The following is a 26,929-nucleotide window of genomic DNA, read 5'->3' on the forward strand; positions in this document are numbered from 1 at the left end:
GCAACTGTCCTGCCCGTCACGCTGCCGTCGTGACGGCGCCGGCAACTACCCCGGCGGAGCGGTGGGTTGACCTTGAGGCAAGGACGCCCGCCCTTGCACGACAGCAATGCGCGGGTGTACCGGCCGGTGGCTTGGCGGTGACGCGCAGTTCGCGCTCGTCGTGGTGCAGGGCCGTCCGGGCGGACGAGCGTTCGGAACCGATGATCCGGCTCGGCCGGGCGAAGCCGTGAACCACGGGCCGGTCCAGGCCCTGCCCGGCCGCCGGCGTCGTCCCTCACCCGACTCTTACCTTGAGGCCCGACTGGACGGGATCGGAGCCGACCGCGGGTGCGTGCGCCGTGTTGAGGGTGGGAAGCGTGTGGCGGCGACTGCGGGCGGTCGCGTCGGGCGACGAGCGGTCACGTCAGGTAAGAAGTCAGGAAGACCTCGCCGGGCCCGGGTGATCCTCGGGTTCGCGGCACCGCCCGCCGCGGTGCACTGTGGAAACCATGACGGCGTGGAATCGGGGCTTGGCGCAGGCGGGCCGGACCAACCGTCTGCTGCTGCTGATCCCGGTGGCGCTCATCGTCCTGATCACCATCGCGGACATCGTCGCACCCTCAGACATCGTGCTCGGGCCGCTTCTGGTCATCGCGCCGGCCATCACCGCATGGGGCGCGGGCCCGCTGGTCACGGGAGGCGTGGGCGCCGCGGCGATGGCGGCCCAGGCGTTCATCGGCTGGCGCTCGGGCCTGCTCCTCTCCCGGAACGTGCTGGTGCAGCTGTTCGCCCTGGCGGTGCTCTCCGCGCTGATCGTCATCCTGTCCGTGATCCGCGACCGGCACAGCCGCGAGCTCGCCCGGGTACGGTCGGTCGCCGAAGCCGCACAGCGGGTACTGCTCTGGCCGCTGCCGAGCCGGCTCGGCACCCTGCGGCTCTCCTGTGTCTACCTGGCCGCCGAAGAGGACGCCGAGATCGGCGGCGACCTCTACGCGGCCGCCCGCAGCGCGCAGGGCACCCGTGTCGTGATCGGGGACGTGCGCGGCAAGGGCCTGCCGGCCATCGGCGAGGCCGCCTTCCTGCTCGGCGCCTTCCGTGAGGCCGTGCACCAGAACGCCGGGCTGCCCGCGCTGGCCGGCTCCCTGGAGCGGAGCCTCACCAGATACCTCGACGACTTCGAGCCCACCGACGAAGCGGGGGAGCGCTTCGTCACGGCCCTCCTGCTGGAGATCCCGGACGACGATCCCGTCGTCCGGCTGGTCAGCTGCGGCCACCTCGCGCCGCTGCTGCTCCGGCCGGGCCGCGCGGTGAGCGCCCCGGATCTGGCCCCCGCGCCCCCGCTCGGCGTCGGACTCACCGATCCCGGCGAGGTCACGGTCGCCGTGCTGCCCTTCGCCGTCGACGACACGCTGCTCCTGTTCACCGACGGTGTCGTCGAAGCCCGCGACCGCGACGGTGTCTTCTATCCGCTCACGGAACGCGTCGCCCAGTGGGTCGGCCGACCGCCGGAGTCGCTGCTCCGGCATGTGCAGCGCGATCTGCTCGCCCACGCCGGCGGACGCTTCGGCGACGACGCCGCCCTCATCGCCATCCGCCGCACCGGAGAACTCGCGCCGCCGGCCCGCGCGCGATACGGGCGGCCCCCGGGCCGGTGAGGACGGGAACCACCTCACCAGGGCCGCATTCGACCGGGACGGGACGGAGCGGAGTGACGCAGGGTGGGACGAGGTGGGTGCGGGTGACCTGAGTGGAGTGACGCGGGTCGGTCGACGTGGTGTGCTCCGAGTGGGGCGACGCGGGTCGGCCGACATGGTGTGCCCGGGCGCAGGGCGCGCACGATCCGACGCCGGGCGTACGGTCCTGGTGATCGTCCCAGGCGGTGGCGGCGGCCTATGGCACTTTTCACATTCCGGCCGGGAAGAGGCCCGTCGTGACCCCGGTCACCCCGAGTGGTGCGCGATTTGTTTATGTTCGCTCTTCAGTGACCCTTCCACACCACTTGTCGAGGCTCGCTTGAAGATGCCGAACCAACCGCGCCCCCCGCAGCACGCGCAGGACCACGCGAGACACCGAGGCAGGCGCGCCCTCGCCGGTGCCGGTGTCCTGCTGGCCCTGTCGACGGCGCTCGTCGCGGGCGGTACGGCCCACGCGGCACCAGCGGCCGCCGCGGTCGACAGGCCTTCCGGACAGGCGGTGGCCGAGACCGGCGCTCCGGCGGCGTCCCCGGCTCGGCACAAGTCACGCGTCACGGCCGCCGTGCTCGACCTCGACGGCACGGGCCGGGAGCCCACGGTGTACGGCGACGACGTCACCTACGACACCGCGAGCATCATCAAGGTCGACATTCTCGCGACACTGCTGCTTCAGGCGCAGGACGCGGGACGCCGTCTCACCGCGCAGGAACGCGCGCACGCCGAACCGATGATCCGGCACAGCGACAACGCGGCGGCCAACGCGCTGTGGCGTGAGATCGGCCGGGCGCCGGGTCTGGAGGCGGCGAACAAGCGCCTCGGCCTGACCGAGACCAAGGGCGGATCCGGCACTCGCTGGGGGCTGACCCGGACGACGGCCAGTGACCAGATCCGGTTGCTGCGCGCGGTGTTCGGTACGGCTGGGAAGCCGGACACGGGCGCCACCGCGCTCGACGCGGAGTCCCGGACCTATGTCCGGACCCTGATGGCCGGCGTCGCGAACGAACAGGCGTGGGGTGTCTCGGCGGCCTCGGCCTCCGGGTGGGCCCTGAAGAACGGCTGGCTGCAGCGCAGTACGTCCGGGCTGTGGGACGTCAACAGCGTGGGACGGATCGTGGTGGACGGACACCGCTATCTCGTCGCGGTCCTCTCGGACGGCAGCATCTCGATGAAGGACGGTGTCGCGCTGGTGGAGAGGACCGCGCGGGCAGCCCTCACCTCGGCGTCCGGACACTGACCCGCGTCGGCGGCGGGGAGCCGCCGGCCACGACGTGGTGCACCGGGTACCGACGACCCGGTGCACCACGCCGACCGGGGAGCCTCCCGGGTCGGGCGGCGGGGGTGTCGTCGGCCGGCCTTGTCGCGCAGGTGCCGGACCGCCACGGGCGGCGCCGGTGTCCCGGCCGCCCCGAACGCTCCCACACTAGGGAATTCCTCGTGACGGGTGCCGCAGGCTGTCTCCTGCCGGAGTACGGATCATCAGGAGAAGGAGACAGGTATGCGCTCTCGTTTCGTCGCCCTGGCCACGGCCACGACCACGACTCTCGGGGCTCTCGGCCTCATCCTCGCCACGGGGGCGGCCGCCGACGCCGCCTCCCGGCCCGCGGTCACCAAGGCCGAGTGCGTGGCGACAGGGGGCATCGTCTTCGACATCCCCATGAAGACGACCTTCTGTCTCTATGACCACCACGACGGGACGATCGACATCGCGCCCATCGTCCCGTCCTGAGGCATCGAGCGACCGAGGGTCCGTGCCCGCGGCGGGAGCACCCGCACGTCCGCACGTCCGAGCGCTACCGGTACGGCCCGCGGCGCGCGTAAGGCGCCAGGGTGTCCAACTGCCGGTCGCCGAAACGCCCGTCCGGGACCCGGAGGCGCGCCCGGCGGCGTGAGGTGGCCAGGGGCGGTCGAACGCGGCGCGCGCGGCGGTCGGGTCGCCCGGCCGACGGCGTGTCAGTCGGTGAGGGCGGAGGCGAGTTCCCTCGTCGCCTCGACGACTTCCCTGTCCGGTTCCGCGAGCAGGTGTTGGATGGTCCCGCGTTGGTCCCGTACGGCGCGACGTGCCGCGCGCTCCCAACCCACGTAGTTCTCGGGGCGGTTGAGCAGCTTGGGGTAGGCCGTGGCGGTGCTCTCCCACTGCCGGGCCTCGGCGATGTTCTTCAGCAGTTGGAGGATCTGCACGCGGCAGGCGACCTGGGGAAGCTGTGCGAGTTCCCACAGGAACGGGACCGTGGCGGCGGTCGCCTGGTCCACGACGAAGCCGTACTGGCAGATGCGCTGCCTCAGACGCACGAGGGCGGCGACGGCGGTGGGCTCGTCGTCCGACGTGATGGCGGTGAGCAGGGAGGGGATGGCCGTGGCCGCTCCGGTGGAGTCCTGGAGCTCGCGCCAGGGGATGTGTCCGAGGTCTTTCAGGGCTGTCTTCATGTCCGCTCCCGCGCGAGGAGTTCCGTGATGAGCCGCGCCGGGACGCTCCGCCGCCGAGGCGTGCGTCATGCCGGGCCCTGCCAGGCCGGCGACGTGTGCCGAGGAGGGGCCGGCAGCATGGCCCACACGGTCTTGCCGGCGGGCGAGCGGGTCCAGCCCCAGTGCTCGGACAGCGCCTCGACGATGCGCAGTCCGCGACCGTGGACCTCCAGCGCGCCGTCCGTACGAGGGCACAGCGGCGGGCTGTCGCTCTGATCGGTGACGGCGCACACGACATGGGCGCGGCGGAGCGTCAACTTCAGCCACACCCCCGACTGCCCGGCACGGGCCTGCGGAGCCGCGTGGAGCAGCGCGTTGGTGGCCAGCTCGGTGACGACGAGGACGGCGTCGTCACTGCGGTCGCCGAGCGCCCAGCGTCCGAGGGTGCGGCGCGTGAAGTCGCGTGCCTGGGCGAACCCCTGGGGTGATTCCGTGATGCGCAGGCTCGCGGATCTGGGCACGTCACCCGTGGGCTCGACCCTCCCGGCCCGCTCCTGTCCCGGGACGCGATCAGGCGCTCCGTCCACGGGGAGACCGGCCGGAAGCGTCCGACCCGCCCGCGGTGCAGCCCTTCCACCTGCGGGACTTGGTGCTTGGCGTGCGGATAACGACACGGCATCTCCCTGATGCGACGTCAGGTCCGGTGCGCCAACGGTGCGGTTGACGCCCGAGCTATTATCCATCCTGTCGACGCCCGCTGTGCAATTTCACGGGAAATTGCACAGGTGTGGCTGGAACAGGACCACGCGGGACCGGTCCGACCCAGGGGGCGGCCGACGTGTACACCGTGGTGGAACGTGAGCAAGGAGAGTCCGGTGCCATCAGTGCGAAACGGAACGCGGGCCAGTTCGCTGGGTGTCCGCTGGGTGAAGAGCCGGCACAGCAACGCCGAGGGCAACTGCGTCGAGGTGGCGCCCCTGCACGAGGGCGGGGTGGCGCTGCGCAACTCACGCGACCCCGACGGACCGGCCCTCATCTACACGGCCGCCGAACTGGCCGCCTTCCTGGCAGGAGCGAAGGACGGGGAGTTCGATCACCTGGTGTGAAGCGGAGCCGTACGGTTCCACTTCCGCCGGAGTATGCGACAGAGGGCCGAAAGGTGCGAGGATGCCAGGGAGCTCGGGGGACGATCCGGGTGCCCTACCGGGGCCGCTGGAGCACTCCCAGCCGGGAACCGGGCGGTGAACTCCCCCGTCCCTCTCGACCCTCGCCCGGCCAGGTAGAGCATCATGCTGGCAAGGCGACGTGAGGGGGGTTCGGTGAAGTGTGGCGTAGTGACGCGAGGTCTGCGGTTCGGCCTGGTTGTCGGAGGGGTCTGCGCGCTGGGCTGGGGCGTCGTTTGGACGGCTGGCGTGATGGTCGCGTTGGCGTTGAGGCACGGGCACGGTGTGCCCTCGGCTCTCGTCTCGGAAGGGATCCTCATGGGTGGCAGTCTGCTCGTGGGTGCGGCGCTGGGTCTGGTACTCGGTGCGGTATTGGCACTCGCGCCCGGCCGGCTGACCTCTCATGGGCTGGTCCGTCGGCTTCTGGCGGGCGCGGTCGCTGGAACGCTTTTCCTCGGCGAGGTTGTGGTCAGCGCGGAGGGCGGCATTCTGCCGGTGCTGGTGATGCTCATGGCTATCCCGGTGGTTGGCGTGCTAGCGGCTGCGTGCAGTGGTGACATTGCAGGAAGCAGCCGCCGTCATGCCTGGTTGTGGTCGCGCACGCTTCTGCGGGCTGATTTTCGAGCACTAGCCTGGCGCGGGAGGCTGCGTGCCGCGGTTGACCTGCTGTGGAACTGATCCCTGCCATTTGAGAAGCCGGGCGCCCGGGCGAAATGGGGCGGCCGGCCGCGCGGGAACCGAGCCGTTGGGTCGTTCAGCGCGAACCGACTCCCCGCAGAAAGCCGAGACTCTCGGTGTCCGCCCGACCTTGCCGGTGCACGTAGCTGCGCTCGCGCAGCCGTGCGTCTGCACATGGGGGACGCAGGCCGTAGCCGGACAGCAGCCCTCCGCTTTATGGCAGAGCGGCTCGTGGCGCCGCCCGAGGACCTCCTAAGGCGGGGCGAGAGCCGGTTACGCCGATCTCGCCCTGCTGTTCAAGGACGAGGGCGGAGTATCGCAGGGCAGGAAGCTGCTGCTGGCGGACGACGGGAAGCTCCGGCGTGCCGACGGCGGCCCTGCCACGGACAGGAAGGACGGCTCGCGGCGGCCCCGCTGGAGGCCCTTTTTCCAGCCGGCTCGCGGCGAGACAGTGGGCGACAAGGGCCTGGCCGTGCCCGACGCCTTGAAGAAGCGCATGTTCTACCTGCACCCGGGGCTGAACTGGGTGGAGGAGGAAGGCCACGTACATGACAGGGACGTGGCGAGGATGAGCGGGCCGTCGCTCCGGTTGTCGCGAGCATGGAAGGCACCGCGGGTGCGGTGATGCGGGCCCGGATGATCGAGCTGAGCTGGTCTAGGTGCGCCGGCGACCGCCGTGGAGCTCAACTGCAGCCAGAAACGGTCCGCCGCTGGCTGCACCGCTTCAACAGCGCGGGCCTGCAGGGGCTGGAGGATCTGGGCGGGCAGGGCGCAAGCGGCGGATCACCGAAGAGGAACGATCCCGGATCATCTCCCGGATCGAGACCGTGCCGCCGGGCGACTGCGGTGGGAGCCCGCCGGGGAACTCTGAGCCTTCGATGAGTCCGGACCACCGAGCGGACACTGGATTTCCTGGCCGCCGCCGGCACGGGCCGGGGGATCGAGGTGGGCCGCTCGCAAGGCAGACGCATCCTGCTCGCCGAGGGTATGCGCTGGAGCCACCCTCGGTCCTGGATGCGATCGAAGGACCCGGACTTCGTCCCCCAAGGACACGGATCATCTGCCTCTACACCCATCTGCCCGACGATGCGACGGTGATCTGCGCTACGGGCTGGGGCCGGTGATCCCTCGGGCTTTCCTGCCGGCACCAGCCTGGTCACCCGGCGGCCACCGGATCAAAGCGGAACTCGACTACAGCCGCGGACCAGAGATGACCTGGGCCTACGACGGCCTGCGGGGAGCAGACGCTGCCTGTCGGGGAGGGACCATCCCCGCGTGCGCGGGGAGCAGGTCCCGGCGTGGGGACTGGAAGCCGGACGGAGAGCCCGAACGCGCGGAGGTGACCCGCCCCAGAACGGGACGGGCCACCTCTTCAGCGGTTACCGCGTCTGCCGTGCCCGCACCCCCATGACGGTGGCGACGGTCATGCAGACGGTGCTGATGATCGTGCAGACACCGATGGCCCCGATGGGAGTGGCGAGACCCACGGTGACGATGATGACGACCACGACGACTGCGATGCCGAGAAGTGGTTCATGATCTTTATTGCGGGAATGAATAGCTTCGGACGATGGCACTCGTTGCCTACCCTCTCTGGTGCGAGCCCGTGTGGTTGGTAGCCCGGTTCGGGCCCGCGCCGGTCGTTGAAGCCGACGCGTATGCGTCGGCTTCTTCGTGTTCACGAGGTAGATTCCCGGAGTGCAGGACCAAACTTCGATATCGCCTTGATTGATCTGAGCTTTTTTGGTGTCCGGCACGCTGAACGGGCTCTGAGCTGGCCTTCTTTGTGGAGAAAAGCTCCAAAAAAAATCTTGGAACTCATCCAGCCGCCACGTCCAACGCGGCGCGGTCGCTTGGCCGGTGTCACGATGCTGGCGGATGAGCTGGCGCTGTGCGCAGCATCGGGGCTTCCATGCCGTGCGCGGCCGCCACCATCTAGCAGGCCGCGCACGGCGCCCCGGTTCCCCATGCCCCGCCCTGGGCCGAGGACCATGACGGTCACGGTCGGAGTGTGGAGCGTGACGAGAATGTGGCCGCATCGGCGCCCTACCGTTCGTGCATCTGTGGGTTTTGCGCAGGCCAACGGATTCATCGGAGAGCGGTGGGGGTCTGGATGTCTCCCGTGGCGCTCCCATGCCCTGACTACCCCTCCAGAACATGAGAGAACCGCAGTGACGGGCGCCGGTCCCCGGAGGCATCCTCCGGGGACCGGCCCCGCCTCAATCCCATCCGAGTGCGCCGCCGTTCACGACCGGCGTCTCGCCGACGAACGACGTCCCCTCCTCCACAGCGTCGGCCAGGGCCACCAGAAACGCGGTGAGCGAGGGCCAAAGTTGTGCTTCCCCGCCCGACTCCTGGAAGAAGTAGCCGATGGCGCCCCGGCCAGGGCCCGGCCCAGTGTCGACGAAGAGGCAGCTCGCGCCGTCATGGTTCGCCGCCCACGGGACCCAGTCCAGACGCCACCAGTCGGCTTCCACGTCCGGTCCGTCCACCAGGGACACCAGGCGCGCGCGCAGCGACACGGACTCTTCCACGCTGAGGAGGCCGCACCCGGACACCAGGAACCGACCTGCCTCCGTGGGGAGTGTGCCGTCGCAATGCGCGTACAACTCACCCAGTTCCGGGAGGATCCCCTCTCTGGCAACCGGCGGCCGCACTGCAGCCAGACTCTCCGGTGCCATCACGGCCAGCCACTCCGTCAGCCGCGCCCAGGTCTCCCCGAACGAGCCGTTCCGCGTCACGCGCACCCTCCGTAGGATCCGGCCTTGCACCGGCGGACACCCATTCGATCACGACCGCACCCGGTGCCTCTGGACCCGGCCAGCTGGGCAGTGCTTCAACGCTGCCTGGCTGGCCGTGAGGCTTTTCCGACCTGGTTGCGTGGGTCAAGGTCGTTCGTCCGGCAGGGCGCTCCACCTTGACGCCCTGAACCACGCCCGCTCCACGGAGTGTGGGTCGACGGCAGACAGGATGGGAGCTGGGGAGTGGTGGGTCAAGGCCGAAGTGCGGGTTTGAGGTAGGGCCTGTCCGACGGATCATTGCGGGGGCCGTTACGCACCCAGCGGTGGGAGGGAGGAAGTGCAGTGCCCTGAGGGACGAACCGGAGTCCTCCCCTCCCCGCGATGATGGCGCTGTGCACGATCTTCTCGAACCAGGCAGCGGCGATCCGGCCGAGATGTTTCGGAGGTCCGGCCGAAGTCAGTGGCTGTACGTGCCTCGTTGGTTCCGGATCCTGCCAGTTCTGAGTGTGGCGCTCGCTGCAGAAGACCCGGTCGCCGAGGATCGTTGCGCCCACACACATGAAGACTGAACTCTTTCTGCCCTCGTGCCGATCGACCAGATCCACGATGAGCGTGACTCTCTCGTCTCCCCGGGCTATCGCCTCGTCCAACGCGGCGTAGTAGGCCGCGTGCTCGGCGGGGGGCTCCCACTGCGATTCCTGCGCGGCGGCGCGTCCGTCTGCTTCCTCTTCTTCCGGCTCGAAGACGAGCGCAACAGTGTCCATGGGATCGCATTCAGGCCAGGATCGGGCGGACTCCCTCACGACGTCCACGAAGGCCTTCTGCTCGGTGTTCAGTTCGTCGTCTTCAAACCAGTCCTCGTACACGCGCGTGAGAGTACGCGGTGAACAGGAGAAGCTCGTCGGCCGACGTACCCTCCCTCGTGGCCGATTGCCCTAGTCAAAGGACAGCAGTGGAAGGGTGTCAGAGCCGAGCGTTATGGTGCGTGGTCGTGGACGCTACTGATCTTGAACGCCAGGACAGGACACGATCCGGCTGTATCCCACCGGAACTGGTCTCGAAGCTGCTGGAACGCGGCCATATCGACGAGGTGGAGCTGTACGCAGGCCGCGGGGAATGGTTCTGCGCGCTGGCGTGGGCGCGGTTGCTGGGGGAGCAGGGCTGGCAGGCCGACGCGTCCCCACTGGAGGAAGCCGGGGCGCCAGCCGCAGCTACCACACCCCAGTCCTGGCCGCCCATTCCGTGCGAGAACAGACTGCTGGGGTACTCCGCGCGGAACGTCAGCCTTCTCGGACCGGGTTCGGGCGCTGGACAGCTGCAGTTCAGGTGCGCGACAGGGGGAAGCACAGCGAGCAGGTCGAGGGCGTGACCGCCCACTGATCGTGATGTCAGAAGCTCGCGGCCTTGCCGATGTTGAAGTGACGGTTCCGCCGATGCCGTGCGAACGGGAAGTTTACGGCGCATGCTGTTCTAGAGCTGAGGGAACGGCCGGTTTTACCGGGGGACGCAGGGTGTCCATAGTGGGTTCCGCGCCCGCTCCAGGCAGGCGCGGGCAGAGGGGGATGCCATGGTGCGCTACGTTCACTTTCAGTTGGCGACGATCTTCGAGGTGGGGGCTGCCATTGGCGTCACTGCGCCTGTGGTCCTCGGCGTGCACGGGCTGCCGCAGAGCAACTATGCACTTCCTCTTTTGTGTGTTTTGGGAGCCAGCGCACTCTTCGGCCTGCTGGCGGTTTCAACCCGCTCGGGCTGGTTGGGCGGCGAGAAGCGCGATTTCGAGAACGCAGTCCCCCTGGCCGACCCTGAGACGGTACTCCCCGCCCCTCGCGAGTCGATGCGCCGCAGCTTCGACGGATCCTTCGTTGTCATCGTGGCTCTGCCGACCCTGGTTTTCGGCCTGCTCTGGGGTCCTTGGGTCATCAGCTGGGGCCTCTTTTTTGTACCGGAGCGGATCGTCAAGGGCGTGTACATGTTCTTCTGGGAGCGACGCCACGGCGTACTCCTGTGGCGTGGAAAGGTCGAGGAACAGCCCCTGGGTAAGGACCAGTTCCTGTACTCTTCGCCGCGGATCGCGACGCTCGGGTGAGTTCGTACCGCCGGACCGCTACTGACTACCACCATCCCTGTGCACCTTCTTCGCCGTCCTGTTCCTTGGCCTCACCTGCCCTACACGCCAGTCATCCCGAGAACACTCCACGACGAGCACCGGTGAATCCGAGATCCTTTTCAAGATCTGCGAGCACCTCGAAACGGTCCCGATGTGGCCCGACGGGGTATCGCATGGCGCGCCCGCTGAGCGAAGCCACGGTCCGGGCTCGGGAGCGCGTCCGCGATCTCGGGTTCTTCGACCACTAGGTCGCGGTGGCCATCGATGCCGCCGTCGCAGCCCCGCACGCGACGTATCCACCGGCCGACTGGGACGCCTACTGCGCGCAACGTTGACGAACACCCGGAAACGGGACCGTGCTCACCTTTAGAACTCCTAACGAAATGAGCAGTGGGGAACGTTAGGATCGGTGGTCATGAGTCAGAGTGGTTCGCAAGCGGCAGCGTTCTTCCGGGACGTCCGCCAGAGCGGAGTGGTCTGGCTTGTCCGGGATGACGACGGAAGCCCGGCTCCCCTTTCCGCGGACGGCACGCGAAGTCTTCCCTTCTGGTCGACCTCGGCCCGCGCCCAGAGGGCGGCGAAGATCTGGGGGCATGGGCTACGGGTCGAATCCACGCTCCTGGAAGGCTGGTGCGACCGCGAACTGCCCGATGCCGCCCGGGAGGGACTCATGATCGGCATCAACTGGAGCGGGCCGCGCCTCGTTGGCTGGAGCTTCACCCCGATGGAAGTCCTCAACCGACTGGCAGCGGCTGACTAGCTCACGACATCGCTCGCCAGAACGCGCAGGCGTCGCCAGCAGATGAGTGCGCATCCGAGGGCGAGGAAGGCTTCGTGGATGTCGTCGCGGATCTCCCAGCGGATCCGCAGGCGGCGGAACCAGTGCAGATGGGCAAACGCGCGCTCCACAACCCAGCGTTGAGTACCCAGGCCGGAGCCGTGCTCGGTGCCGCGGCGGGCGATCAGCGGCTTCACGCCGAGGTCCCGGACCAGCCGGCGGTACTTGTCGTGGTCGTAGCCGCGGTCACCCAGCACCACGTCCGGGCGGCGGCGGGGGCGGCCGTGTTTGCCCCGCACAGGCGGCACGGCCTGGAGCAGGGGGACCAACTGGGTGACATCGTTGCGGTTGCCGCCGGTCAGGGTGACGGCGAGCGGGATGCCGGTGGCATCGGTGATCAAGTGGTGCTTGCTGCCCGCCCTGCCCCGGTCGACAGGGCTTCGTCCCGTCTTGGGCCCCCCTTTAACGCCCGGATGTGGGAGCCGTCGACCACCGCCCGAGAGAAGTCCAGGGCGTTCGCGGCACGGAGCTTGGCAAGGAGGACCTCGTGCAGCCGGGACCACACACCGGCTTCTGTCCACTCGGCCAGGCGACGCCAGCAGGTCATGCCCGAGCCGAAGCCGAGTTCCTGCGGCAGGTGTTCCCAGGCGATCCCGGTGTGCAGCACGAACAGGATGCCCTGGAACACCAGCCGGTCCGGATGCCGCTTGCGTCCCGGATGCCGAGCTCGACGATCGACCCTGGGGAACAGCGGCTCGACCACCGTCCACCCTGGGGAACAGCGGCTCGACCACCGTCCACAACGCGTCATCGACTTCCCACGGCTTCGGCCGAGCCACCCCGCACCCCCGGATCAATGGTCCCGGAGCGATCCAACCACTCAAAGATCATTTCGTTAGGAGTTCTTAGTAGGACTCCGTTAGGTCTTTCGGTTTGCGCTGATCAAGAGCATGTTGGGGTGGTGGATTTACATGAAGTGAGGCGTGTTCGGGCGACGTTGGCGTTGTTCGTGGCCGATGTGTTCGCTTCGGTGCCGCGGAAGGACCAGCGGGCCAAGGGTGACTGTTATCTGCGGGGACTGATGCTGGACGGCCGTCGCAAGTCGATCCAGGCGATGGCGGCGCGACTGCCGGACGGCAACGAGCAGAACCTGCAGCAGTTCGTGAACCAGTCGACCTGGGATCCGGTGCCCGTGCAGCGGCGGATCAACGAACGTCTGCTGCCGCTGGTCGACCCGGTGGCGTGGGTGATCGACGATGTGTCGATGCCGAAAGACGGCCGGATGTCGGTCGGTGTGGCTCCGCAGTACTGCGGAGCCCTGGGCAAACGGGCGAACTGCCAGGTCGCCGTCAGTGTCCACGCCGCCAGTGACACTGCCTCATGCCCCCTGCAGTGGAGGCTGTTCCTGCCCGAGGACTGGGCTGCGGACGGCCACCGCCGCACCAGGACCCAGGTTCCGCCCGAGGTCATACACCGGGAGAAATGGCGTCTGGCACTGGACATGCTCGACGCTCTCGCGGACTGGGGCATGACACCGCCGGCGGTGGTGTCCGACGCCGCCTACGGCACCAACGCACACCTGCGGGCCGCCCTCTCGGAGCGAGGACTCACCTATGTCCTGTCCGTCCGCTCGGACGTGAGCGCCCACCCGTTCGACGCACAGCCCATGGCTCCGGACCGCAAAGGAGATATCGGCTGCTGGCCCCAGCCGCGTTACCGCCAGAAGGCGCCGTCAGTGGCGGCTCTTGCCACGGCTCTGGGGCGAGAGGCATTCACCCCGCTCACGTGGCGCCAGGGTTCGAAAGGGGAGTTACGTTCCCGCTTCGCGGCGGTGCGCGTGCGTCCGGCCGGAAAAGCCGTCGAACGACCGATCAAAGCAGCGGCCTCAGCCGGACAGGGCTGGTGGGACGGGGTCCTGCCCGACTGCTGGCTCCTGGCCGAATGGCCCGCCGGAGCCGACGCGCCAAGCGAATACTGGCTTTCCAACCTCCCGCCCGACACCCCGATCGCCGATCTGGTCCGCCTGGCCAAGGTCCGCTGGCGCATCGAGCACGACTACCGCGAGCTCAAGCACGGCCTGGGCCTGGACCACTTCGAAGGCCGTTCCTGGCCCGGCTGGCACCACCACGTCACCCTCGTGACCGCCGCCCAAGCCTTCCTCACCGAACAGCGCCTGGCCCCAAAAGCACCGCACCCAGCATCACCCTCTACCAGATCCTCGACGCTCTCCAAGACACCCTGAGGTGCTGGACCGGGATCTGCAGCAGCTGCCGGCAACCCCTCCCCACCAGAGCCCGCACGACAACAAGATCAAGAAAGACCTAACGGAGTCCTACTAGGGCCTGTGTGATGTCGTGATCATTCTTGGGTTTTGTCCTGTTCGAGGGGTGGAATCCGATAGGACAGTGGTCGTGACACGTAGGCAACTCACCAATGCCCAGTGGAAGTTCATCGAGCCGTACCTGCCGATCGGTAGGTACGGCCCGTACCCGGAGCGGTTGCGGGAGCAGTTCGAGGGTGTGATCTGGCGGTTTCGGTCCAGTGGTCAGTGGCGGGAGATGCCTGCCGAGTTCGGGCCGTGGGCGACCGTCTACGGACGCTTCCGTGTCTGGCGGGACGCCGCTGTGTTCACCGACCTGCTGGAAGGCCTGATCGCCGAGGGTGCCCGTATGGGAAGAACGGACTTGTCGCTGGTCAGCGTGGATTCCACCACGGTCCGCGCCCACCACGATGCCGCAGGGCTGCGCGTCAGCAAGCACCTCATGGAGGCTCTGGAAGAAGCCGCGCAGGAGCAAGAGGCAGCCCGACAAAAAGGGGTGGCCCGGAGGAACAGAACGGACACACAGAGCGCCGGCGCGTCCGACGCAGACACAAGCTCCGCCTGAGGGAAGCCTTGCTCGGCAGATCCCGGGGCGGCCTGACCAGCAAGATTCACCTTGCCGCGGATCGCAGGTGCCGTCCGCTCGCACTGGTCCTGACCGTCGGACAGGCCGGGGACAGTCCGCAGTTCGTCCCCGTCCTCGCGAAGGTGAGAATCCGTCTGCCCGCCGGCCCTCCCCGCACCAAGCCCGGCGCGGTCGCCGCGGACAAGGCCTACTCGTCGCATGACAACCGCGCCTACCTGCGCAAACGTGGAATCAAGGCAGTCATCCCGGAAAAACGGGACCAGGCCGCCAACCGCAAGAAGAAGGGCACACGAGGCGGTCGGCCCGTCAGCCACGACGCCGACCTCTACAAGGAACGCAACACCGTCGAACGCCTGATCAACAAGCTGAAGGCCTGGCGCGGCATCGCCACCCGCTACGACAAGACCCCGGACAGCTACCTCGCCGGCCTCCACCTCCGCGCCGCAATGATCTGGATCGATGACCTGATCAAGACCACATGATCACGACATCACACAGGCTCTAGTACTCACACGCCAAGGCCCGCATGTCGGAATCACCAGAAATGCCGGAATCGATGAAAGTCAACAGAAACGTGCCTCCCAGCCGCTAACGCCCCAGGTCAGGCAGCCTGCTCCCCGCGCGCGGGGATGGTCCCCTCTTCGATCCGGCGAACCTGGGCGGGAAGGTCTGCTCCCCGCGCGTGCGGGGATGGTCCCAGGGACGAGGTCTTCGGGTCTGCTCACCAGTTCTGCTCCCCGCGTGTGCAGGGATGGCCCCCGCTCCTGACTCCGCTTGTCGGGGTCTTACGCCTGCTCCCCGCGCGTGCGGGGATGGTCCTTGGGTGCGCATCGCGTACATCACCTTCGACGGCCGCCTGTCGGCAGCTCGTCAGTAACCCCAACTACTTCAAGTACACCGCTCGTTTGACAGACCCCAAACTTCAACTGGAGCTGTAAGAGTGGCCGTGGTTTGAGTGGGTATACCGGTGATCGGGTATGGATAGCGTGAGTCATCTAAATTGTCGCGCAGCGCAGTCAAGGTCAGAACAGGATATGGGCATGACAGATGCGGGAGTGCCGTCTTCGCCGCAAATGCAAAGTACACCTGAGCAGATAACAGAGTGGCTAATCGACGAATGTCGAGATGTTGGCAATCGCGTGACTGAACTACTCATGGTTGGCGAGCGAGTGCTCGCGACTACTTGTGCCCTGCTTGCGATCGCCTCCACAGTTGCTCTCGGTAGCGGGCAGGGGCATTGGTTGATGGCCCTCCCATTTGCAATCTCCTCCATTCTTGTCTACATGCTTTTTCTGAATAATGAAGCGATGTCTCAGGGGGGGTACAGGGAAGCGTTGGAAGTGGAAATCCAGCGGAGGACTGGATTTCCAGTATCGCAATGGGAGTCACTGTCGAGTCGTATCAGGAACAACAAGGTGCAGGTTAATTGGACTGTTGGCGGTATGGGGTCGGCTCAGCTGTTGGTTTCCGTGGTTGCCATTCAGCAGGCATTAGCGACGCGTTCTGCGCACCATTGGGGTCATGAAGCGTGGATTTGGTATGTGACGCTAACGAGCATCTCTGCGGTAGCGGGGCCGATAGCGGTATATTCCTGTTTTCGGGCGCAAGTGTCGAGTCGGCAGCGAGTTAAAGCGGACGCTCTTGCAGCTTTTGAGCGTTCGCGTGGAAGCAGAACGACACCTAACACTTGACTCGTTGCCCGCGATCGCCCGCCGCGGCGCCCTATATGGCACCGGACTGGGCTCCTATCGCTGGGTCGTGGAGAGACGACCACCCCGATACCCACGGTCACGACCGTCGAGGCGTTGTAGAGTCTCGCCCGCTGCCTCGCCTCCGGCGAGCCCTCTGCGGGGTCCTGGGGCAGGAACACGCCCACCACACCGATGTCGCCCCCGCCGTCGCCCTCCGCGTGAATCGCCTGTGTGACGGCTGACGTGAGGGCCGCACGCGGAAGGCATGCCGCGTGACCTGGACGCTGCCTGATCCCATGCTGACTTCCCCCACACCCCTACCGAGGCTCACGCCCGGGTGGACGGGGGAACCGAAATGGGACGGATTCCGCGCCCTGCTCCACACCGACGCCGGGCAGGTGGTGCTGCGCTCGAGGCGCGGCACCGAGATGTCGCCGGCGTTCCCCGACATCGCGGCCGCCGCGGTGCAGCTGCCGGACGCCACCGCGCTGGACGGGGAACTGGTCGTGTGGGAGGACGACCGGCTCGCGTTCGAGCGGCTGCAGAACCGTCTCCAGCGCAGGGGCGCCGCGGCCGCCCAGGCCGCACAGGACTGGCCCGCCCACTTCGTGGCCTTCGACCTCCTGCGACTGTCCGGTACGGACACGACCGCTTGGCCCTACCAGCGCCGCCGGGCCGCACTGGAATCGGTGTTCACCTCCTGGGGGCTGACCGCCCCCTGGACGCTGTCCCCGTCGACCACCAACCCCGACAGCATCCGCGAATGGCTCACCTGGACCACGGTGGGCATCGAAGGGGTCGTCTTCAATCGGCTGAACGAGCCCTACCGGCCCGCAGCCAGAAGCTGTCGAAAGTACGAAGTCCGCGAGACCACCGAAGCCATCGCCGGAGCCATCACCAGCCAACTGTCCACTCGCACCACGCTTCTGCTCGGCCGGTACAACAACCACAAACAGCTGCAGTACATCGGCCGCACTACCACCCTCCCCCACACCGCCGGCAGCGCGGTCGCCGGACTCCTCACCGCGGCCCCGGCTGGCCACCCATGGACAGGATGGTCGTTCTCCGCAGGATGGGGCAGCCGCGAGACTCTCGACGTCACCATGGTCGAACCCGAACTGGTCGTGGAAGTCAGCGCCGACGTCGCCCGCGACCCGGTCGGCCGCTGGCGCCACCCCGCACGCTGGCACCGAGCCCGCACCGACCTCACCCCCAACGACATCCCGCGCAGCGCAACGTCCCCGTGACCAGGAGTCTCACATGTGCGGCATTATCGACGCCGTGATCGCCTAACTGACCTCGTACGTCCTTTAGACCGGTCAGGTCGGCTCTGTGCTGGTCAGGGACAGCCAGGTCTTCTCGTCAACAGCACCGGTGTCGGGGAGCCCTTGCTGGCGCTGGAAGCTCCGCACCATCCGCTGGGTGGCAGCGGTGTACACCCCGGTGATGTCAGAGGGCTGCCCGGCGCGATGCAGCAGGTCCTGCACCGCCTCCACCTGCGGGCCAGTGTCCCCCGGGGATGCAGGAAGGACCAGCATCGGCCAGGTGTCTTTTCCGACCTTGCCGTCCGGCTGAAGACCGCGCTTCTTCTGGAACGCGATGACCTGGGCGCGGGTTTCCGAGCCGAAGATGCCGTCTGTGCGCAGTTGGTGGTGATGGGCTTTCAGCAGGCGTTGGACGGTCCACGTAAGGGATGACGTCTCTCCCTTACGGACGAGAGGCCACTGCGTCGCGTTCGGATGGGCGGGCGCGGCCACAGGTTTCACGGTGCGACCGGTCTCCAGCACAGTGCGGCCGACGCTCCAGACGGCGATCAGGGCCCCCGCCATCATCGCGGCGATCGCAAGGTTGCGCCGGGCACCGCGGCCCTCGGGCAACCGTCTCTTACGGGCCGGCATCAAGGCTGATGCGGTCGGCCGCTGCTCGGACCGCACGCCGCAGGCGAGCGCAACGGCCTTCTCCAGTTCCTCGGGCGGTGCACCGAGCGCGGCATGCAGGACGCGCACGGTGTCGGCTGGTGCCATCAGCGGGTGAGCCGGGCTGAGGTAGCGGGACAGGGTCGCTTGGGTGACGCCGATCTGCCTGGCGAGCGCCTCCTGGGTCGGTTTCCGCCCCTGTGCCTGCACCGAGTTCTCCCACCAGGCACGCAGCAACGACGACAGTTCCCGGCCCAGCGGGTCGCCCGTCCCGTCCCCCAGCGCTTCGGCCATGTGCCCTCCCACGATTCATTCGCGTGTATAACCGCAGGTCATCGGCCTGCATGAGTGCATGCATGATTCCGCATCAGACGGACGACGGAAGCCCCACCGTGTGGACCTCGTGGTGCAGCATGGTGGTTCCCGTCGGCCCACGCCGCCACAGTCTCCGCAGTTCCCCCAAGGGCTGCGACGACGCTCTGCCGTGCTCGGTCGTCCCGAAGGGGACGGGGCACAGCTCCCCAGCAGACACCCGAAGGAGTGATCACTCATGCCCAAGAACCCGTCCAGCGGTGTCCGGGCCGCCCTGATCGGCGCCAGTGCCCTCGCCGCACTGGCGAGCGGCCTCATGACCGCCCCCTCACACGCTGCCGCCCCGACCGGCCCCACTCCAGGCCGCCACGGAATCCCCCTCGCAGACCACACCTTCTCCCGGATCGACCCGCACACCACGCTGAAGTTCATCCGCAACCGGAACAACCCCCGGCACTCGCTGCTTCAGGTGGTGCGCTACGGACGCGTCGCGGTGCAGTTCCGTGCCGGATCCGGAGCAGGACTCGGGGAAAGGAAAGACGCCGGCCGCAATGAGTGCGCCTCGGGCAAGGGGTGGCTACCCAAGGGCACCTACACCGTCGGCACCCCCGACACCCGCTACAACGGCGATCTCATCAAGGGCTACGCGATCCCCCTCAGCGACAAGGCATGCACCAACGGAACCAAGCGCACCCAACTGTTCATCCACAGCGAGATGACCCGCGCCGGCGGCCAGGCACCGGCCGTACCCGGCAAGGACGTACGCCAGCGCTGGGACCACGACTACGACTACGAGAGCGCCGGCTGCATCAAGCTCACCCCCGGCAACATCAAGAAGCTGTTCCGCAACCTCGCCCGGTTCCCGCTCCCCACCAAGCTCACCGTCATCTGACCCCGCCACTCCCCCTGCCCGGCTCATGCGGATGCGGCCCGATCTCCAGCGGACCGCATCCGCACAGGGCTCAACCGGGCCGCGGCACCGGTGTACCGCACTTTCGACGGCAGGCTCATGACGCCGCTGAACAAGGCCAACGAGTTCCACCGTTCGCTAAACAGACCCGGCCGCTACGGATGGAGCGCGCCGCCTGGCCGCATCCACTGATCCGACGGCCGGCGGCCGGCTCCCCATCTGCCGATGGACCCGGACTGATCGTGGTGTAGATAGCCACTCAACATGGTGATGAACGGGCAGCGTTGTGCCATTGGCGATGGTGATGGCGAAGTAGTGGGTGCCGGAGGGTTGATCTTCCTGATGCTGGGCGGCACCGTGATCATGTCCTGAACATGATCACGGCCCTCCCGATCGTTTGCCGACGCCCGGGAGGGCCGTGTGAGCGCCAACGGAGGGCGCTTTGGTCACGGTAGAGGTGACAGCCGCGGCTGTCGAACAGAGGCTGTCGGCGGGCGAGTTGTCGTGCCCGGACTGCGGAGGGGTGCTGGCCCGGTGGGGCTGGGGACGGCTGCGGGGCCTGCGGGGTCCGGACGGGGTCGTGTCGGTGCGGCCGCGTCGGGCCAGATGTCGGGACTGCGAGGCGACGCACATCCTGCTGCCGGTGTTGTCCCTGGTCAGGCGGGCTGATGCGGTGGAGGTGGTCGGGGCTGGGCTGGAGTTGGCGGCGGCGGGCTGGGGCTGTCGGCGGATCGCGGAGCGATTGGGCAGGCCGGTGACGACTGTGAGGGGCTGGCTGCGGTGCTGGTCGCGTCGGGTGGGGCGAACCGCGGCGGTGTTCACGTCCCTGCTGGTCGCGCTGGCCGATGATCCAGCGGCGATGCTGCCCACGGCGGCGGGGTCGGCGGCCCAGGACGCGGTCTGCGCGGTGACCGGGTTCGCGTTCGCCGCCCGGGCCAGGCTCGAGATGTTGAAGGTGCCTACCTGGTTGCTGGTCTCGGCGGCCTGCCATGGTCGCCTGCTGGCGCCGGGTTGGCCACCGGCCTGACGGTGAAGTCGATCAACACGAACTCGCCCTGACGAAGATCGGCAGGTGGGTCCCATCCTGGCGGCTGGCATGTCCACAGCTGTTTCGGGAGGCCTACAGATGGCGTTGGTCGATGAGGAGGAGCGACGGCGGGCCGAGCGGGCCCACCAGGTCGCCTTGTTCCGTTACCAGTTGATCCGTGAGGCGGCTGACGCTGCCCTGAGCCCGCGGCAGCGCGGGGCGATGGTCCGCGCGGTCGGCCGCCCGGGTCCACACGGATCCGTTCGGGAAGCCAGTCAAGATCACGCGGGGGACGGTGGACCGCTGGCTCAAGCTCTGGCGCGAGGGCGGCTTCGACGCGCTCCTGCCGCCGACCAGGCAGGTCACCCCGCGCACGCCGGAGGAGGTGCTGGACCTGGCAGCCGCGCTCAAGCGGGAGAACCCGGCCAGGTCGACCGCGCAGGTGGTGCGGATCCTGCAGCAGCACCTGGGCTGGGGACCGTCCTACCGCACCGTCCAACGGCACCTTCAGCGCCTCGAGCTGCTCAGCCGCCCCGACGGCCAGGCCCCGGAGGCATTCGGCCGCTTCGAGGCGAACCCCCCGAACGAACTCTGGGTCGGGGACGCGCTCCACGGACCGAAGATCGCAGGCCACAAGGCCTATCTCTTCGCTTTCGTCGACGACCACAGCCGGGCGGTGGTCGGCCATCGCTGGGGCGGCGCCGAGGACAGCGTCCGTCTGGCGGCAGCCCTGCGGCCGGCCCTGGCCGCCGGCGGTGTCCCCGAAGGCGTCTATGTCGACAACGGCTCCGCGTTCGTGGACTCCGCCCTGCTCAGGGCATGCGCGAGGCTGGGGATCAAGCTGATCCACTCCACGCCGGGGCGCCCCCAGGGCAGGGGTAAAATCGAACGGTTCTTCCGGACCGTCCGGGAACAGTTCCTGGTCGAAGTCGACACAGAGAAGGTCACCGACCTGGCCATGTTGAACAGGCTCTTCACGGCCTGGGTCGAGCAGGTCTACCACCGGCGGTCGCACTCCGAGACCGGGCAGCAGCCGCTGGAACGCTGGCTGGCGGGGGCGCCGTTCCCCACGCCGACGCCGGACGCGCTGCGGGAGGCTTTCCGCTGGTCAGAGCTGCGGAAGGTCGCCAGGACCGCCACCGTCTCGCTCCAGTCCAACACCTACAACGTCGACGCGTCGCTGGTCGGGCGGCAGCTCGAGCTGGTCTTCGACCCGTTCGACCTGACCGACATCGACGTCCGCTCCTTCGGCAAGACGATCCCGCACCTGATCACCCGGCACGCGCACCCCAAGGCCAAGCCCGAGACCCCGGTCGCGGCCCCGCCGGCGCCGACCGGGATCGACTACCTGCGGCTGATCGACACCGAGCGCACCACAGAGCTCGGGCAGCGGATCAACTACGAGGTCTTCCTGCCCGGCCAGGCCCAGCCGATCGAAGCAGTCGAGCTGGGCGAGGAGAGCTCGTGACCAGCGGAAACCCGGTGCAGGACGGCCGGTTGAACTCGACGACACGAGCCGGTCACGCGGACGCTTGGGCGCCTGGCTCTGGGGCCATCTGGAAATCGACGAAGAAGGTCCCGGGGTTGCCGGGCACGACACGGCAACTGAAGTGGCACCCCGGCAACGAACCGACCTCGGTCTTGAGGTTCTGCGCGAGTACGGCGGCCGTGCTCACGTATTTCTTCGTCGGGTCCTCGACGGCTCGGGCGTCGACGAGCGCCCCGCGGATCCCGGTCACGACGTATTCGACGCGTCGACCGCCGCTGAGGTCGGGCTCTTCGCCGTCGTGGTCGCAGTTCGCAACGTGGGCAAGCACGTCACCCAGGCCGGTCTTCGGATGGTCGGTCATGAGCGCACACGCTACTTGGTTGCCACCGCAGCCGCACACAGCCTGCGGTTCACGTTTCGCCTCCACCGCTGGGCCGAACGTGCCGCGGCCGAACTGGACTTCGTAGTCGCTTACTTGGAGAGGATGGACGGACGTTGATAGACAAGCTGACTGCGCACTGGGGCTTCACGCGGATGCCGTTCGGCAAGGACCTGGCCCCCTCGATGCTGCACCGGCACTCCTCCCACGCGCAGGCCGTCGCCCGCATCACCTGGTGCATCGGCGAACGCGCGCTGGGGGTGATCACCGGCGAGGTCGGCGCGGGCAAGACCGTCGCGGTCCGCGCCTCGCTGTCCCAGCTGGACCACCCACGCCACAAGGTCATCTACCTGGCCAACCCCGCCGTCGGCGTCGCAGGGATCCACCACGCGATCGTCACCGCGCTCGGCGGCGTCCCGCGTCCGCACAAGTCCACGCTGATCCCGCAGGCCACCGACCTGCTGGCCACCGAGAACAACGAGCGCGGCCGCGTCCCCATCCTGATCATCGAGGAGGCCCACCTGCTCGACCACGAGTAACTGGAAGCCATCCGGATGCTGACCAACGACGAGATGGACTCCAACAGCTCCTGGCCTGCCTGCTGATCGGCCAGCCGACCCTGCGGCACAAGATCAAGCTCGGTGTCCTGGCCGCCCTGGACCAGCGCATCCAGGTCCGCTACAACATGCCGTCCATGACCGGCGAGGAGACCCCCTCCTACCTGGTCCACCACCTCCAACTCGCCGGCCGCAGCGACAACCACGGCACATCCAGCTTGGTCTTCGACGCCACGACACTGGCCTACACCAAGCGTTACACGTCGCCGTTCGGCTCCTCACGCGGCACCAGGCCCTCCAGCTGGCCGGACGACAAGAGGTTCCTCGGCAAGCCGGCCGATGACACCACCGGCCTGACGCAGCTGGGGGCCCGCCAGTACGACCCGATCACGGCGCGATTCCTGAGCACCGACCCGGTCTTCGAACCGCAGAAACGGCAGTCGCTCAACGGATACTCCTACGCCGCCAACAACCCGACGACCTTCACCGAACCCATCGGCATGTCCTACGACGACATCATCGGCGGAGTCGTCGGCGCGGTGCTCGGCGTTGTGGGGGCCGTGCTCGGCGCCATCGGCAACACCGGCGGCACCGCCTCCACCAGCAGCACCGGCAACACCGGCGGATCGACCAACCACTGGACGCCAGGGGCGACCTACAACTTCATGACAAAGTCGTGGGACACCCCGTTCATGAACCGGGGCGGCATGTCCCTCCAGGAGATGCTCGCCGCCCAGCCTGACTGGGGCATCGTCCGAGACAACAAGGCTGACAACGCCTGGGAGAACCGTTCGATGTTCATTGGTTGGCTGTGGGGAGGCGGGTTTCCGCTCGGCCCGCACCAGCAGTTCCGCGGCGGTGACGCGTTCCTCTTGGCGCTGGCAGTCGACTACACCGTCACCGAGATGCGTTCGAACTTGCTCGGCCAGGCAATGGATCAGGGCATGAAGGTCCCTGCAGCCAAGGAAGCGCTCCCCATTCGTTACCAGGACACGGGGCCGGACCCGGGGTCCCCTGGTGGCACTTCAACACCGGACAAGGTGTCCTGAGCGACCTCGGGAGCATCTTCACCAACGGGGCCGTCGGCACAAAGAACCGGGCTGATGCCTTCCTGGGAACGTGGTCCGGCGAGGCGAGCATCAAGTCGATCAACAAAAAGGCTGGCACGGTGACGCTGAAGTTCCACGCGTACAACACCTCCGATTGGCAGTCCGCCACAAATCTCGTGCCGCGATCTCGGAACCCGCCATTCACGAACTATAACGGTGCCGCAGTGAGGGAAGACTTCAACTGGGAGGAGAAGTGGCCAGTCAATCAATGCATCACCACCTCGGACTGGCTGAACTAGCCGGGATCATCACCAGATCGCGCACAACGGGGCGATACGGAGCTGAGTCAGGCACCGTACCGCCCCGTTGTTATAGTGGCCGCGTGCACCGAACCACCCTGAAAATGCTTGTCGGCCTGGCGCCGTTCCTGCTGCTCACCGGATGTGTAGGAAGCCAGCCGACCACCAAAGTGGCGGTCGACCGCATCACCGGGAGCTGGGCGGGACCGCACGGCGAAAAGTTCACCATTTCCGCCGACCGGACGTTTACCACCAGCGGTCTCGATTCGAAGAAACTCGCTGTGACAAGGTGCCCTGGAAAGCCCTCCGAAGGCGGTTGGTCTTTCTACGTCTCAGAGGGCCATGGCACCGAAATCGGAGAGAAAACTGCCAAGTCCGGTTCCTGGATCGGCCTTTCATTCCATGGCGCGGCCGAGAACTGCCATTTCGACCTCGCGGTGGTGGACGGCGGTAAGGCCCTGTGTGCGACAGACGACCGAGATTTGCCGTGCGGGCTAGACGTAAAATTCACCAGAAGGTCGTAGCACCGGGGGAGAGCGCTCAGAAGCCGATCGCCGTCCACAAGTCTCTGGCCGCCGCCTGCGAAGTCACACACTGGCTCAAACGGCCAGCGGCCCCGGGACCATCCCCGCGCGGGCAGGGATGGTCTCTGCACCGCACCGAAGTTGAGGCCGCTGAGCCCCTGCTCCCCACGCGTGCTGGGATCGCCCCGCCCTGGAGTCCCCCGTCTTCGCTCTGATCCCCTCCCACAGGGCGCGGGTCTTGCCCGTGGACGATCCCCCGACCAGGACCGCGATCCCGCTGCGACCGTCTTTCGCCGCGTCGAACACCGTCTTTAGACGAGCGTCGCTCGGTGGCAGCCCGACCATCGTCGGCTGCGGCTCGTCCGCAAAGCGCAGGGGCGACGGTGTGGCGAGTGTCTGGCGGCGACGCCCCTCGTCCGGCTGTGGCTGCGCTGTCACCTCCCGCGGGTAGCGTGGCGGGTGCGGGGAGATCACTCAGGAGCCCAAAGGTGCTGTGGTGCTGATGCGTTCCGGACCTCAAGAATGCGTCGCCGGGCTCAATGCCCTCCACCGGGGAGGTGACCGCAACCATGCCCGACCGGCTCCGAACGTCCGACTCCCCAAAGACGGCGGTCTTTCGCCGCAACGCGATCTTGGCGTCTCCCCCTCTCGCAGGTGCCCGATCGACTACTCAAGTGGACACCGCGACGGCCCCTGTTCAGCAACCAGCTCACCAACCCCACCATCCTCGCGATCGAGAGCCCGCGTAGCGTGCGGACATGCGCTTTCGCTGCGGGTAGATCGAGCACGTGATCCCTATGCCGTACGTGCCGCCCCTCGCCCCTGTCCACCCTGCCTGGCCACTCCCCACCCTGCTTGCTGCAGCGGTGGCAGTGGCCGGTGCGTCCCCGCCGACAAGGACCTCCTGCCGTGGCCTCTGCCCGCGGAGAGACTGAAGACCGCGCCAAGGCCGAGACTCGCCCTGCGGGCCTCGGGTCCTCCCCCGCCTTCTGGCAGAGCACCCGACGGTTCCTGGGACGGTCCCTGGTGAGGTGGCGCATCCTTGGGCAGAGATGTGTTGTGGGCGGGGGTTTGGTATGGCCAGTGGCAGGCGTGCGCGGGTGGGTTCCGTCGTCAGCGGGTCGGGAGCAATGGCAACGTTTGCGCTAGGGGTGGTGACGAACATCGCCCCGAACTGGGCGTCCCGCCCATGGGTGGTGTGGTCGCTCTTCGGTGTACTGGCAGTGGCGGCGCTGGTTTTGGAGCTGGTCAGCCGTCGTTTAGACGCCATCGACTCCATGGTAGGTGGTGGACCTGTGCGGCTAGGGCCTGTGTGATGTCGTGATCATGTGGTCTTGATCAGGTCATCGATCCAGATCATTGCGGCGCGGAGGTGGAGGCCGGCGAGGTAGCTGTCCGGGGTCTTGTCGTAGCGGGTGGCGATGCCGCGCCAGGCCTTCAGCTTGTTGATCAGGCGTTCGACGGTGTTGCGTTCCTTGTAGAGGTCGGCGTCGTGGCTGACGGGCCGACCGCCTCGTGTGCCCTTCTTCTTGCGGTTGGCGGCCTGGTCCCGTTTTTCCGGGATGACTGCCTTGATTCCACGTTTGCGCAGGTAGGCGCGGTTGCCATGCGACGAGTAGGCCTTGTCCGCGGCGACCGCGCCGGGCTTGGTGCGGGGACGGCCGGCGGGCAGACGGATTCTCACCTTCGCGAGGACGGGGACGAACTGCGGACTGTCCCCGGCCTGTCCGACGGTCAGGACCAGTGCGAGCGGACGGCACCTGCGATCCGCGGCAAGGTGAATCTTGCTGGTCAGGCCGCCCCGGGATCTGCCGAGCAAGGCTTCCCTCAGGCGGAGCTTGTGTCTGCGTCGGACGCGCCGGCGCTCTGTGTGTCCGTTCTGTTCCTCCGGGCCACCCCTTTTTGCCGGGCTGCCTCTTGCTCCTGCGCGGCTTCTTCCAGAGCCTCCATGAGGTGCTTGCTGACGCGCAGCCCTGCGGCATCGTGGTGGGCGCGGACCGTGGTGGAATCCACGCTGACCAGCGACAAGTCCGTTCTTCCCATACGCGCACCCTCGGCGATCAGGCCTTCCAGCAGGTCGGTGAACACAGCGGCGTCCCGCCAGACACGGAAGCGTCCGTAGACGGTCGCCCACGGCCCGAACTCGGCAGGCATCTCCCGCCACTGACCACTGGACCGAAACCGCCAGATCACACCCTCGAACTGCTCCCGCAACCGCTCCGGGTACGGGCCGTACCTACCGATCGGCAGGTACGGCTCGATGAACTTCCACTGGGCATTGGTGAGTTGCCTACGTGTCACGACCACTGTCCTATCGGATTCCACCC

The 26,929-nt window shown here is 67.7% G+C and carries 23 protein-coding genes and 4 pseudogenes; 17 read left to right on the top strand and 10 right to left on the bottom strand.

Annotated features, from left to right (window positions below; translation table 11 throughout):
* Positions 1-488: 488 nt before the first annotated feature.
* The 3 genes from GFH48_RS37605 (at position 489) to GFH48_RS37615 (ending at position 3,399) form a co-directional block, all read left to right on the top strand.
* Positions 489-1,634, top strand: a complete 1,146-nt coding sequence (locus tag GFH48_RS37605) for a PP2C family protein-serine/threonine phosphatase (RefSeq protein WP_153292521.1) — start codon at positions 489-491, stop codon at positions 1,632-1,634.
* A 364-nt stretch (positions 1,635-1,998) separates the two neighbouring features.
* A complete protein-coding gene (locus GFH48_RS37610) occupies positions 1,999-2,907 on the top strand; it encodes a serine hydrolase (protein ID WP_153292522.1) in 909 nt (302 codons plus the stop codon).
* A gap of 261 nt (positions 2,908-3,168) precedes the next feature.
* Positions 3,169-3,399: a hypothetical protein gene (locus GFH48_RS37615; RefSeq protein ID WP_153292523.1), complete on the top strand. Its 231-nt coding sequence runs from the start codon at positions 3,169-3,171 to the stop codon at positions 3,397-3,399.
* A 224-nt stretch (positions 3,400-3,623) separates the two neighbouring features.
* On the opposite strand, the gene GFH48_RS37620 is transcribed toward GFH48_RS37615, so the two are convergent.
* Together GFH48_RS37620 and GFH48_RS37625 are read right to left on the bottom strand one after the other, a co-directional pair.
* A complete protein-coding gene (locus GFH48_RS37620) occupies positions 3,624-4,097 on the bottom strand; it encodes a hypothetical protein (protein WP_153292524.1) in 474 nt (157 codons plus the stop codon).
* Positions 4,098-4,162: 65 nt separating this feature from the next.
* A complete protein-coding gene (locus tag GFH48_RS37625) occupies positions 4,163-4,597 on the bottom strand; it encodes an ATP-binding protein (RefSeq protein WP_228121186.1) in 435 nt (144 codons plus the stop codon).
* A gap of 354 nt (positions 4,598-4,951) precedes the next feature.
* Between GFH48_RS37625 and GFH48_RS37630 the strand changes: the two genes are divergently transcribed.
* From GFH48_RS37630 to GFH48_RS37635, 3 genes and pseudogenes are all read left to right on the top strand, one after another.
* A complete protein-coding gene (locus tag GFH48_RS37630) occupies positions 4,952-5,182 on the top strand; it encodes a DUF397 domain-containing protein (protein ID WP_194280792.1) in 231 nt (76 codons plus the stop codon).
* Positions 5,183-5,238: 56 nt separating this feature from the next.
* Positions 5,239-5,326, top strand: a pseudogene (locus tag GFH48_RS40225) (IS5/IS1182 family transposase); the annotation flags it as partial.
* Between the two features lie 231 nt (positions 5,327-5,557).
* Positions 5,558-5,917, top strand: a complete 360-nt coding sequence (locus tag GFH48_RS37635) for a hypothetical protein (RefSeq protein WP_153292526.1) — start codon at positions 5,558-5,560, stop codon at positions 5,915-5,917.
* Positions 5,918-7,296: 1,379 nt separating this feature from the next.
* On the opposite strand, the gene GFH48_RS39835 is transcribed toward GFH48_RS37635, so the two are convergent.
* From GFH48_RS39835 to GFH48_RS37650, 3 genes are all read right to left on the bottom strand, one after another.
* On the bottom strand, positions 7,297-7,425 hold the full coding sequence (locus GFH48_RS39835; protein ID WP_265590183.1) for a hypothetical protein: 129 nt from the start codon (positions 7,423-7,425) through the stop codon (positions 7,297-7,299).
* 711 nt (positions 7,426-8,136) lie between these two features.
* Positions 8,137-8,658 carry an SMI1/KNR4 family protein gene (locus tag GFH48_RS37645; RefSeq protein ID WP_153292527.1) on the bottom strand — a complete coding sequence of 174 codons (522 nt, stop codon included), beginning with the start codon at positions 8,656-8,658 and terminating at the stop codon, positions 8,137-8,139.
* Between the two features lie 251 nt (positions 8,659-8,909).
* Positions 8,910-9,524 (bottom strand): hypothetical protein, encoded by a 615-nt coding sequence (locus GFH48_RS37650; protein ID WP_153292528.1) that lies wholly within the window; start codon positions 9,522-9,524, stop codon positions 8,910-8,912.
* Between the two features lie 701 nt (positions 9,525-10,225).
* Here GFH48_RS37650 and GFH48_RS37655 point away from each other — a divergent pair.
* Positions 10,226-10,744: a hypothetical protein gene (locus tag GFH48_RS37655; RefSeq protein ID WP_153292529.1), complete on the top strand. Its 519-nt coding sequence runs from the start codon at positions 10,226-10,228 to the stop codon at positions 10,742-10,744.
* Between the two features lie 436 nt (positions 10,745-11,180).
* Positions 11,181-11,525 carry a DUF2750 domain-containing protein gene (locus GFH48_RS37660; protein WP_153292530.1) on the top strand — a complete coding sequence of 115 codons (345 nt, stop codon included), beginning with the start codon at positions 11,181-11,183 and terminating at the stop codon, positions 11,523-11,525.
* On the opposite strand, the pseudogene GFH48_RS37665 reads toward GFH48_RS37660, so the two are convergent.
* Positions 11,522-12,337: pseudogene (locus tag GFH48_RS37665) on the bottom strand (IS5 family transposase). The gene GFH48_RS37660 and the pseudogene GFH48_RS37665 overlap by 4 nt on opposite strands.
* 167 nt (positions 12,338-12,504) lie before the next feature.
* On the opposite strand from GFH48_RS37665, the gene GFH48_RS37670 reads away from it, so the two are divergent.
* The 3 genes and pseudogenes from GFH48_RS37670 (at position 12,505) to GFH48_RS37680 (ending at position 17,387) form a co-directional block, all read left to right on the top strand.
* Positions 12,505-13,785 (top strand): IS701 family transposase, encoded by a 1,281-nt coding sequence (locus tag GFH48_RS37670; protein ID WP_153293319.1) that lies wholly within the window; start codon positions 12,505-12,507, stop codon positions 13,783-13,785.
* Between the two features lie 169 nt (positions 13,786-13,954).
* A pseudogene (locus tag GFH48_RS37675) lies at positions 13,955-14,931 on the top strand (IS5 family transposase).
* Positions 14,932-16,436: 1,505 nt separating this feature from the next.
* Positions 16,437-17,387: an ATP-dependent DNA ligase gene (locus GFH48_RS37680; protein WP_228121188.1), complete on the top strand. Its 951-nt coding sequence runs from the start codon at positions 16,437-16,439 to the stop codon at positions 17,385-17,387.
* Positions 17,388-17,459: 72 nt separating this feature from the next.
* Here the strand turns inward: GFH48_RS37680 and GFH48_RS37685 are convergent, their stop codons facing one another.
* Complete coding sequence (locus tag GFH48_RS37685; RefSeq protein WP_153292534.1) at positions 17,460-18,350, bottom strand: peptidoglycan-binding protein; 891 nt, start codon at positions 18,348-18,350, stop codon at positions 17,460-17,462.
* 256 nt (positions 18,351-18,606) lie between these two features.
* Here GFH48_RS37685 and GFH48_RS37690 point away from each other — a divergent pair, with 256 nt between their 5' ends.
* Together GFH48_RS37690 and GFH48_RS37695 are read left to right on the top strand one after the other, a co-directional pair.
* A complete protein-coding gene (locus GFH48_RS37690) occupies positions 18,607-19,260 on the top strand; it encodes a L,D-transpeptidase family protein (protein WP_153292535.1) in 654 nt (217 codons plus the stop codon).
* Between the two features lie 661 nt (positions 19,261-19,921).
* Positions 19,922-20,305 carry a helix-turn-helix domain-containing protein gene (locus GFH48_RS37695; RefSeq protein WP_194280793.1) on the top strand — a complete coding sequence of 128 codons (384 nt, stop codon included), beginning with the start codon at positions 19,922-19,924 and terminating at the stop codon, positions 20,303-20,305.
* Positions 20,306-20,398: 93 nt separating this feature from the next.
* Here the strand turns inward: GFH48_RS37695 and GFH48_RS39570 are convergent, their stop codons facing one another.
* The gene (locus tag GFH48_RS39570) at positions 20,399-20,590 is read right to left on the bottom strand and encodes a hypothetical protein (protein WP_228121190.1); all 192 of its coding nucleotides are present in this window, start codon (positions 20,588-20,590) and stop codon (positions 20,399-20,401) included.
* A gap of 10 nt (positions 20,591-20,600) precedes the next feature.
* Here GFH48_RS39570 and GFH48_RS37700 point away from each other — a divergent pair, with 10 nt between their 5' ends.
* Positions 20,601-21,773 (top strand): DDE-type integrase/transposase/recombinase, encoded by a 1,173-nt coding sequence (locus tag GFH48_RS37700; protein ID WP_228121192.1) that lies wholly within the window; start codon positions 20,601-20,603, stop codon positions 21,771-21,773.
* Positions 21,774-21,825: 52 nt separating this feature from the next.
* On the opposite strand, the gene GFH48_RS37705 is transcribed toward GFH48_RS37700, so the two are convergent.
* The gene (locus tag GFH48_RS37705; RefSeq protein WP_153292537.1) at positions 21,826-22,155 is read right to left on the bottom strand and encodes a hypothetical protein; all 330 of its coding nucleotides are present in this window, start codon (positions 22,153-22,155) and stop codon (positions 21,826-21,828) included.
* A 134-nt stretch (positions 22,156-22,289) separates the two neighbouring features.
* Between GFH48_RS37705 and GFH48_RS39575 the strand changes: the two genes are divergently transcribed.
* The 3 genes from GFH48_RS39575 (at position 22,290) to GFH48_RS37715 (ending at position 24,602) form a co-directional block, all read left to right on the top strand.
* A complete protein-coding gene (locus tag GFH48_RS39575) occupies positions 22,290-22,712 on the top strand; it encodes an AAA family ATPase (protein WP_228121194.1) in 423 nt (140 codons plus the stop codon).
* Between the two features lie 155 nt (positions 22,713-22,867).
* Positions 22,868-23,779, top strand: a complete 912-nt coding sequence (locus GFH48_RS39580; protein ID WP_322747018.1) for an RHS repeat domain-containing protein — start codon at positions 22,868-22,870, stop codon at positions 23,777-23,779.
* Between the two features lie 382 nt (positions 23,780-24,161).
* The gene (locus GFH48_RS37715) at positions 24,162-24,602 is read left to right on the top strand and encodes a hypothetical protein (RefSeq protein ID WP_153292538.1); all 441 of its coding nucleotides are present in this window, start codon (positions 24,162-24,164) and stop codon (positions 24,600-24,602) included.
* A 1,324-nt stretch (positions 24,603-25,926) separates the two neighbouring features.
* Here the strand turns inward: GFH48_RS37715 and GFH48_RS37720 are convergent.
* Positions 25,927-26,903 (bottom strand): annotated as a pseudogene (locus GFH48_RS37720) (IS5 family transposase).
* Positions 26,904-26,929 lie beyond the last annotated feature (26 nt).

Source organism: Streptomyces fagopyri (assembly GCF_009498275.1).
Lineage (GTDB): Bacteria > Actinomycetota > Actinomycetes > Streptomycetales > Streptomycetaceae > Streptomyces > Streptomyces fagopyri.

Coding starts and splice junctions, on each gene's coding strand:
- GFH48_RS37605 (WP_153292521.1), top strand. CDS start 489: ATGACGGCGTGGAATCGGGGCTTGGCGCAGGCGGGCCGGACCAACCGT.
- GFH48_RS37610 (WP_153292522.1), top strand. CDS start 1,999: ATGCCGAACCAACCGCGCCCCCCGCAGCACGCGCAGGACCACGCGAGA.
- GFH48_RS37615 (WP_153292523.1), top strand. CDS start 3,169: ATGCGCTCTCGTTTCGTCGCCCTGGCCACGGCCACGACCACGACTCTC.
- GFH48_RS37620 (WP_153292524.1), bottom strand. CDS start 4,097: ATGAAGACAGCCCTGAAAGACCTCGGACACATCCCCTGGCGCGAGCTC.
- GFH48_RS37635 (WP_153292526.1), top strand. CDS start 5,558: ATGGGTGGCAGTCTGCTCGTGGGTGCGGCGCTGGGTCTGGTACTCGGT.
- GFH48_RS37655 (WP_153292529.1), top strand. CDS start 10,226: ATGGTGCGCTACGTTCACTTTCAGTTGGCGACGATCTTCGAGGTGGGG.
- GFH48_RS37660 (WP_153292530.1), top strand. CDS start 11,181: ATGAGTCAGAGTGGTTCGCAAGCGGCAGCGTTCTTCCGGGACGTCCGC.
- GFH48_RS37680 (WP_228121188.1), top strand. CDS start 16,437: ATGCTGACTTCCCCCACACCCCTACCGAGGCTCACGCCCGGGTGGACG.
- GFH48_RS37685 (WP_153292534.1), bottom strand. CDS start 18,350: ATGGCCGAAGCGCTGGGGGACGGGACGGGCGACCCGCTGGGCCGGGAA.
- GFH48_RS37690 (WP_153292535.1), top strand. CDS start 18,607: ATGCCCAAGAACCCGTCCAGCGGTGTCCGGGCCGCCCTGATCGGCGCC.
- GFH48_RS37705 (WP_153292537.1), bottom strand. CDS start 22,155: ATGACCGACCATCCGAAGACCGGCCTGGGTGACGTGCTTGCCCACGTT.
- GFH48_RS39580 (WP_322747018.1), top strand. CDS start 22,868: ATGACCGGCGAGGAGACCCCCTCCTACCTGGTCCACCACCTCCAACTC.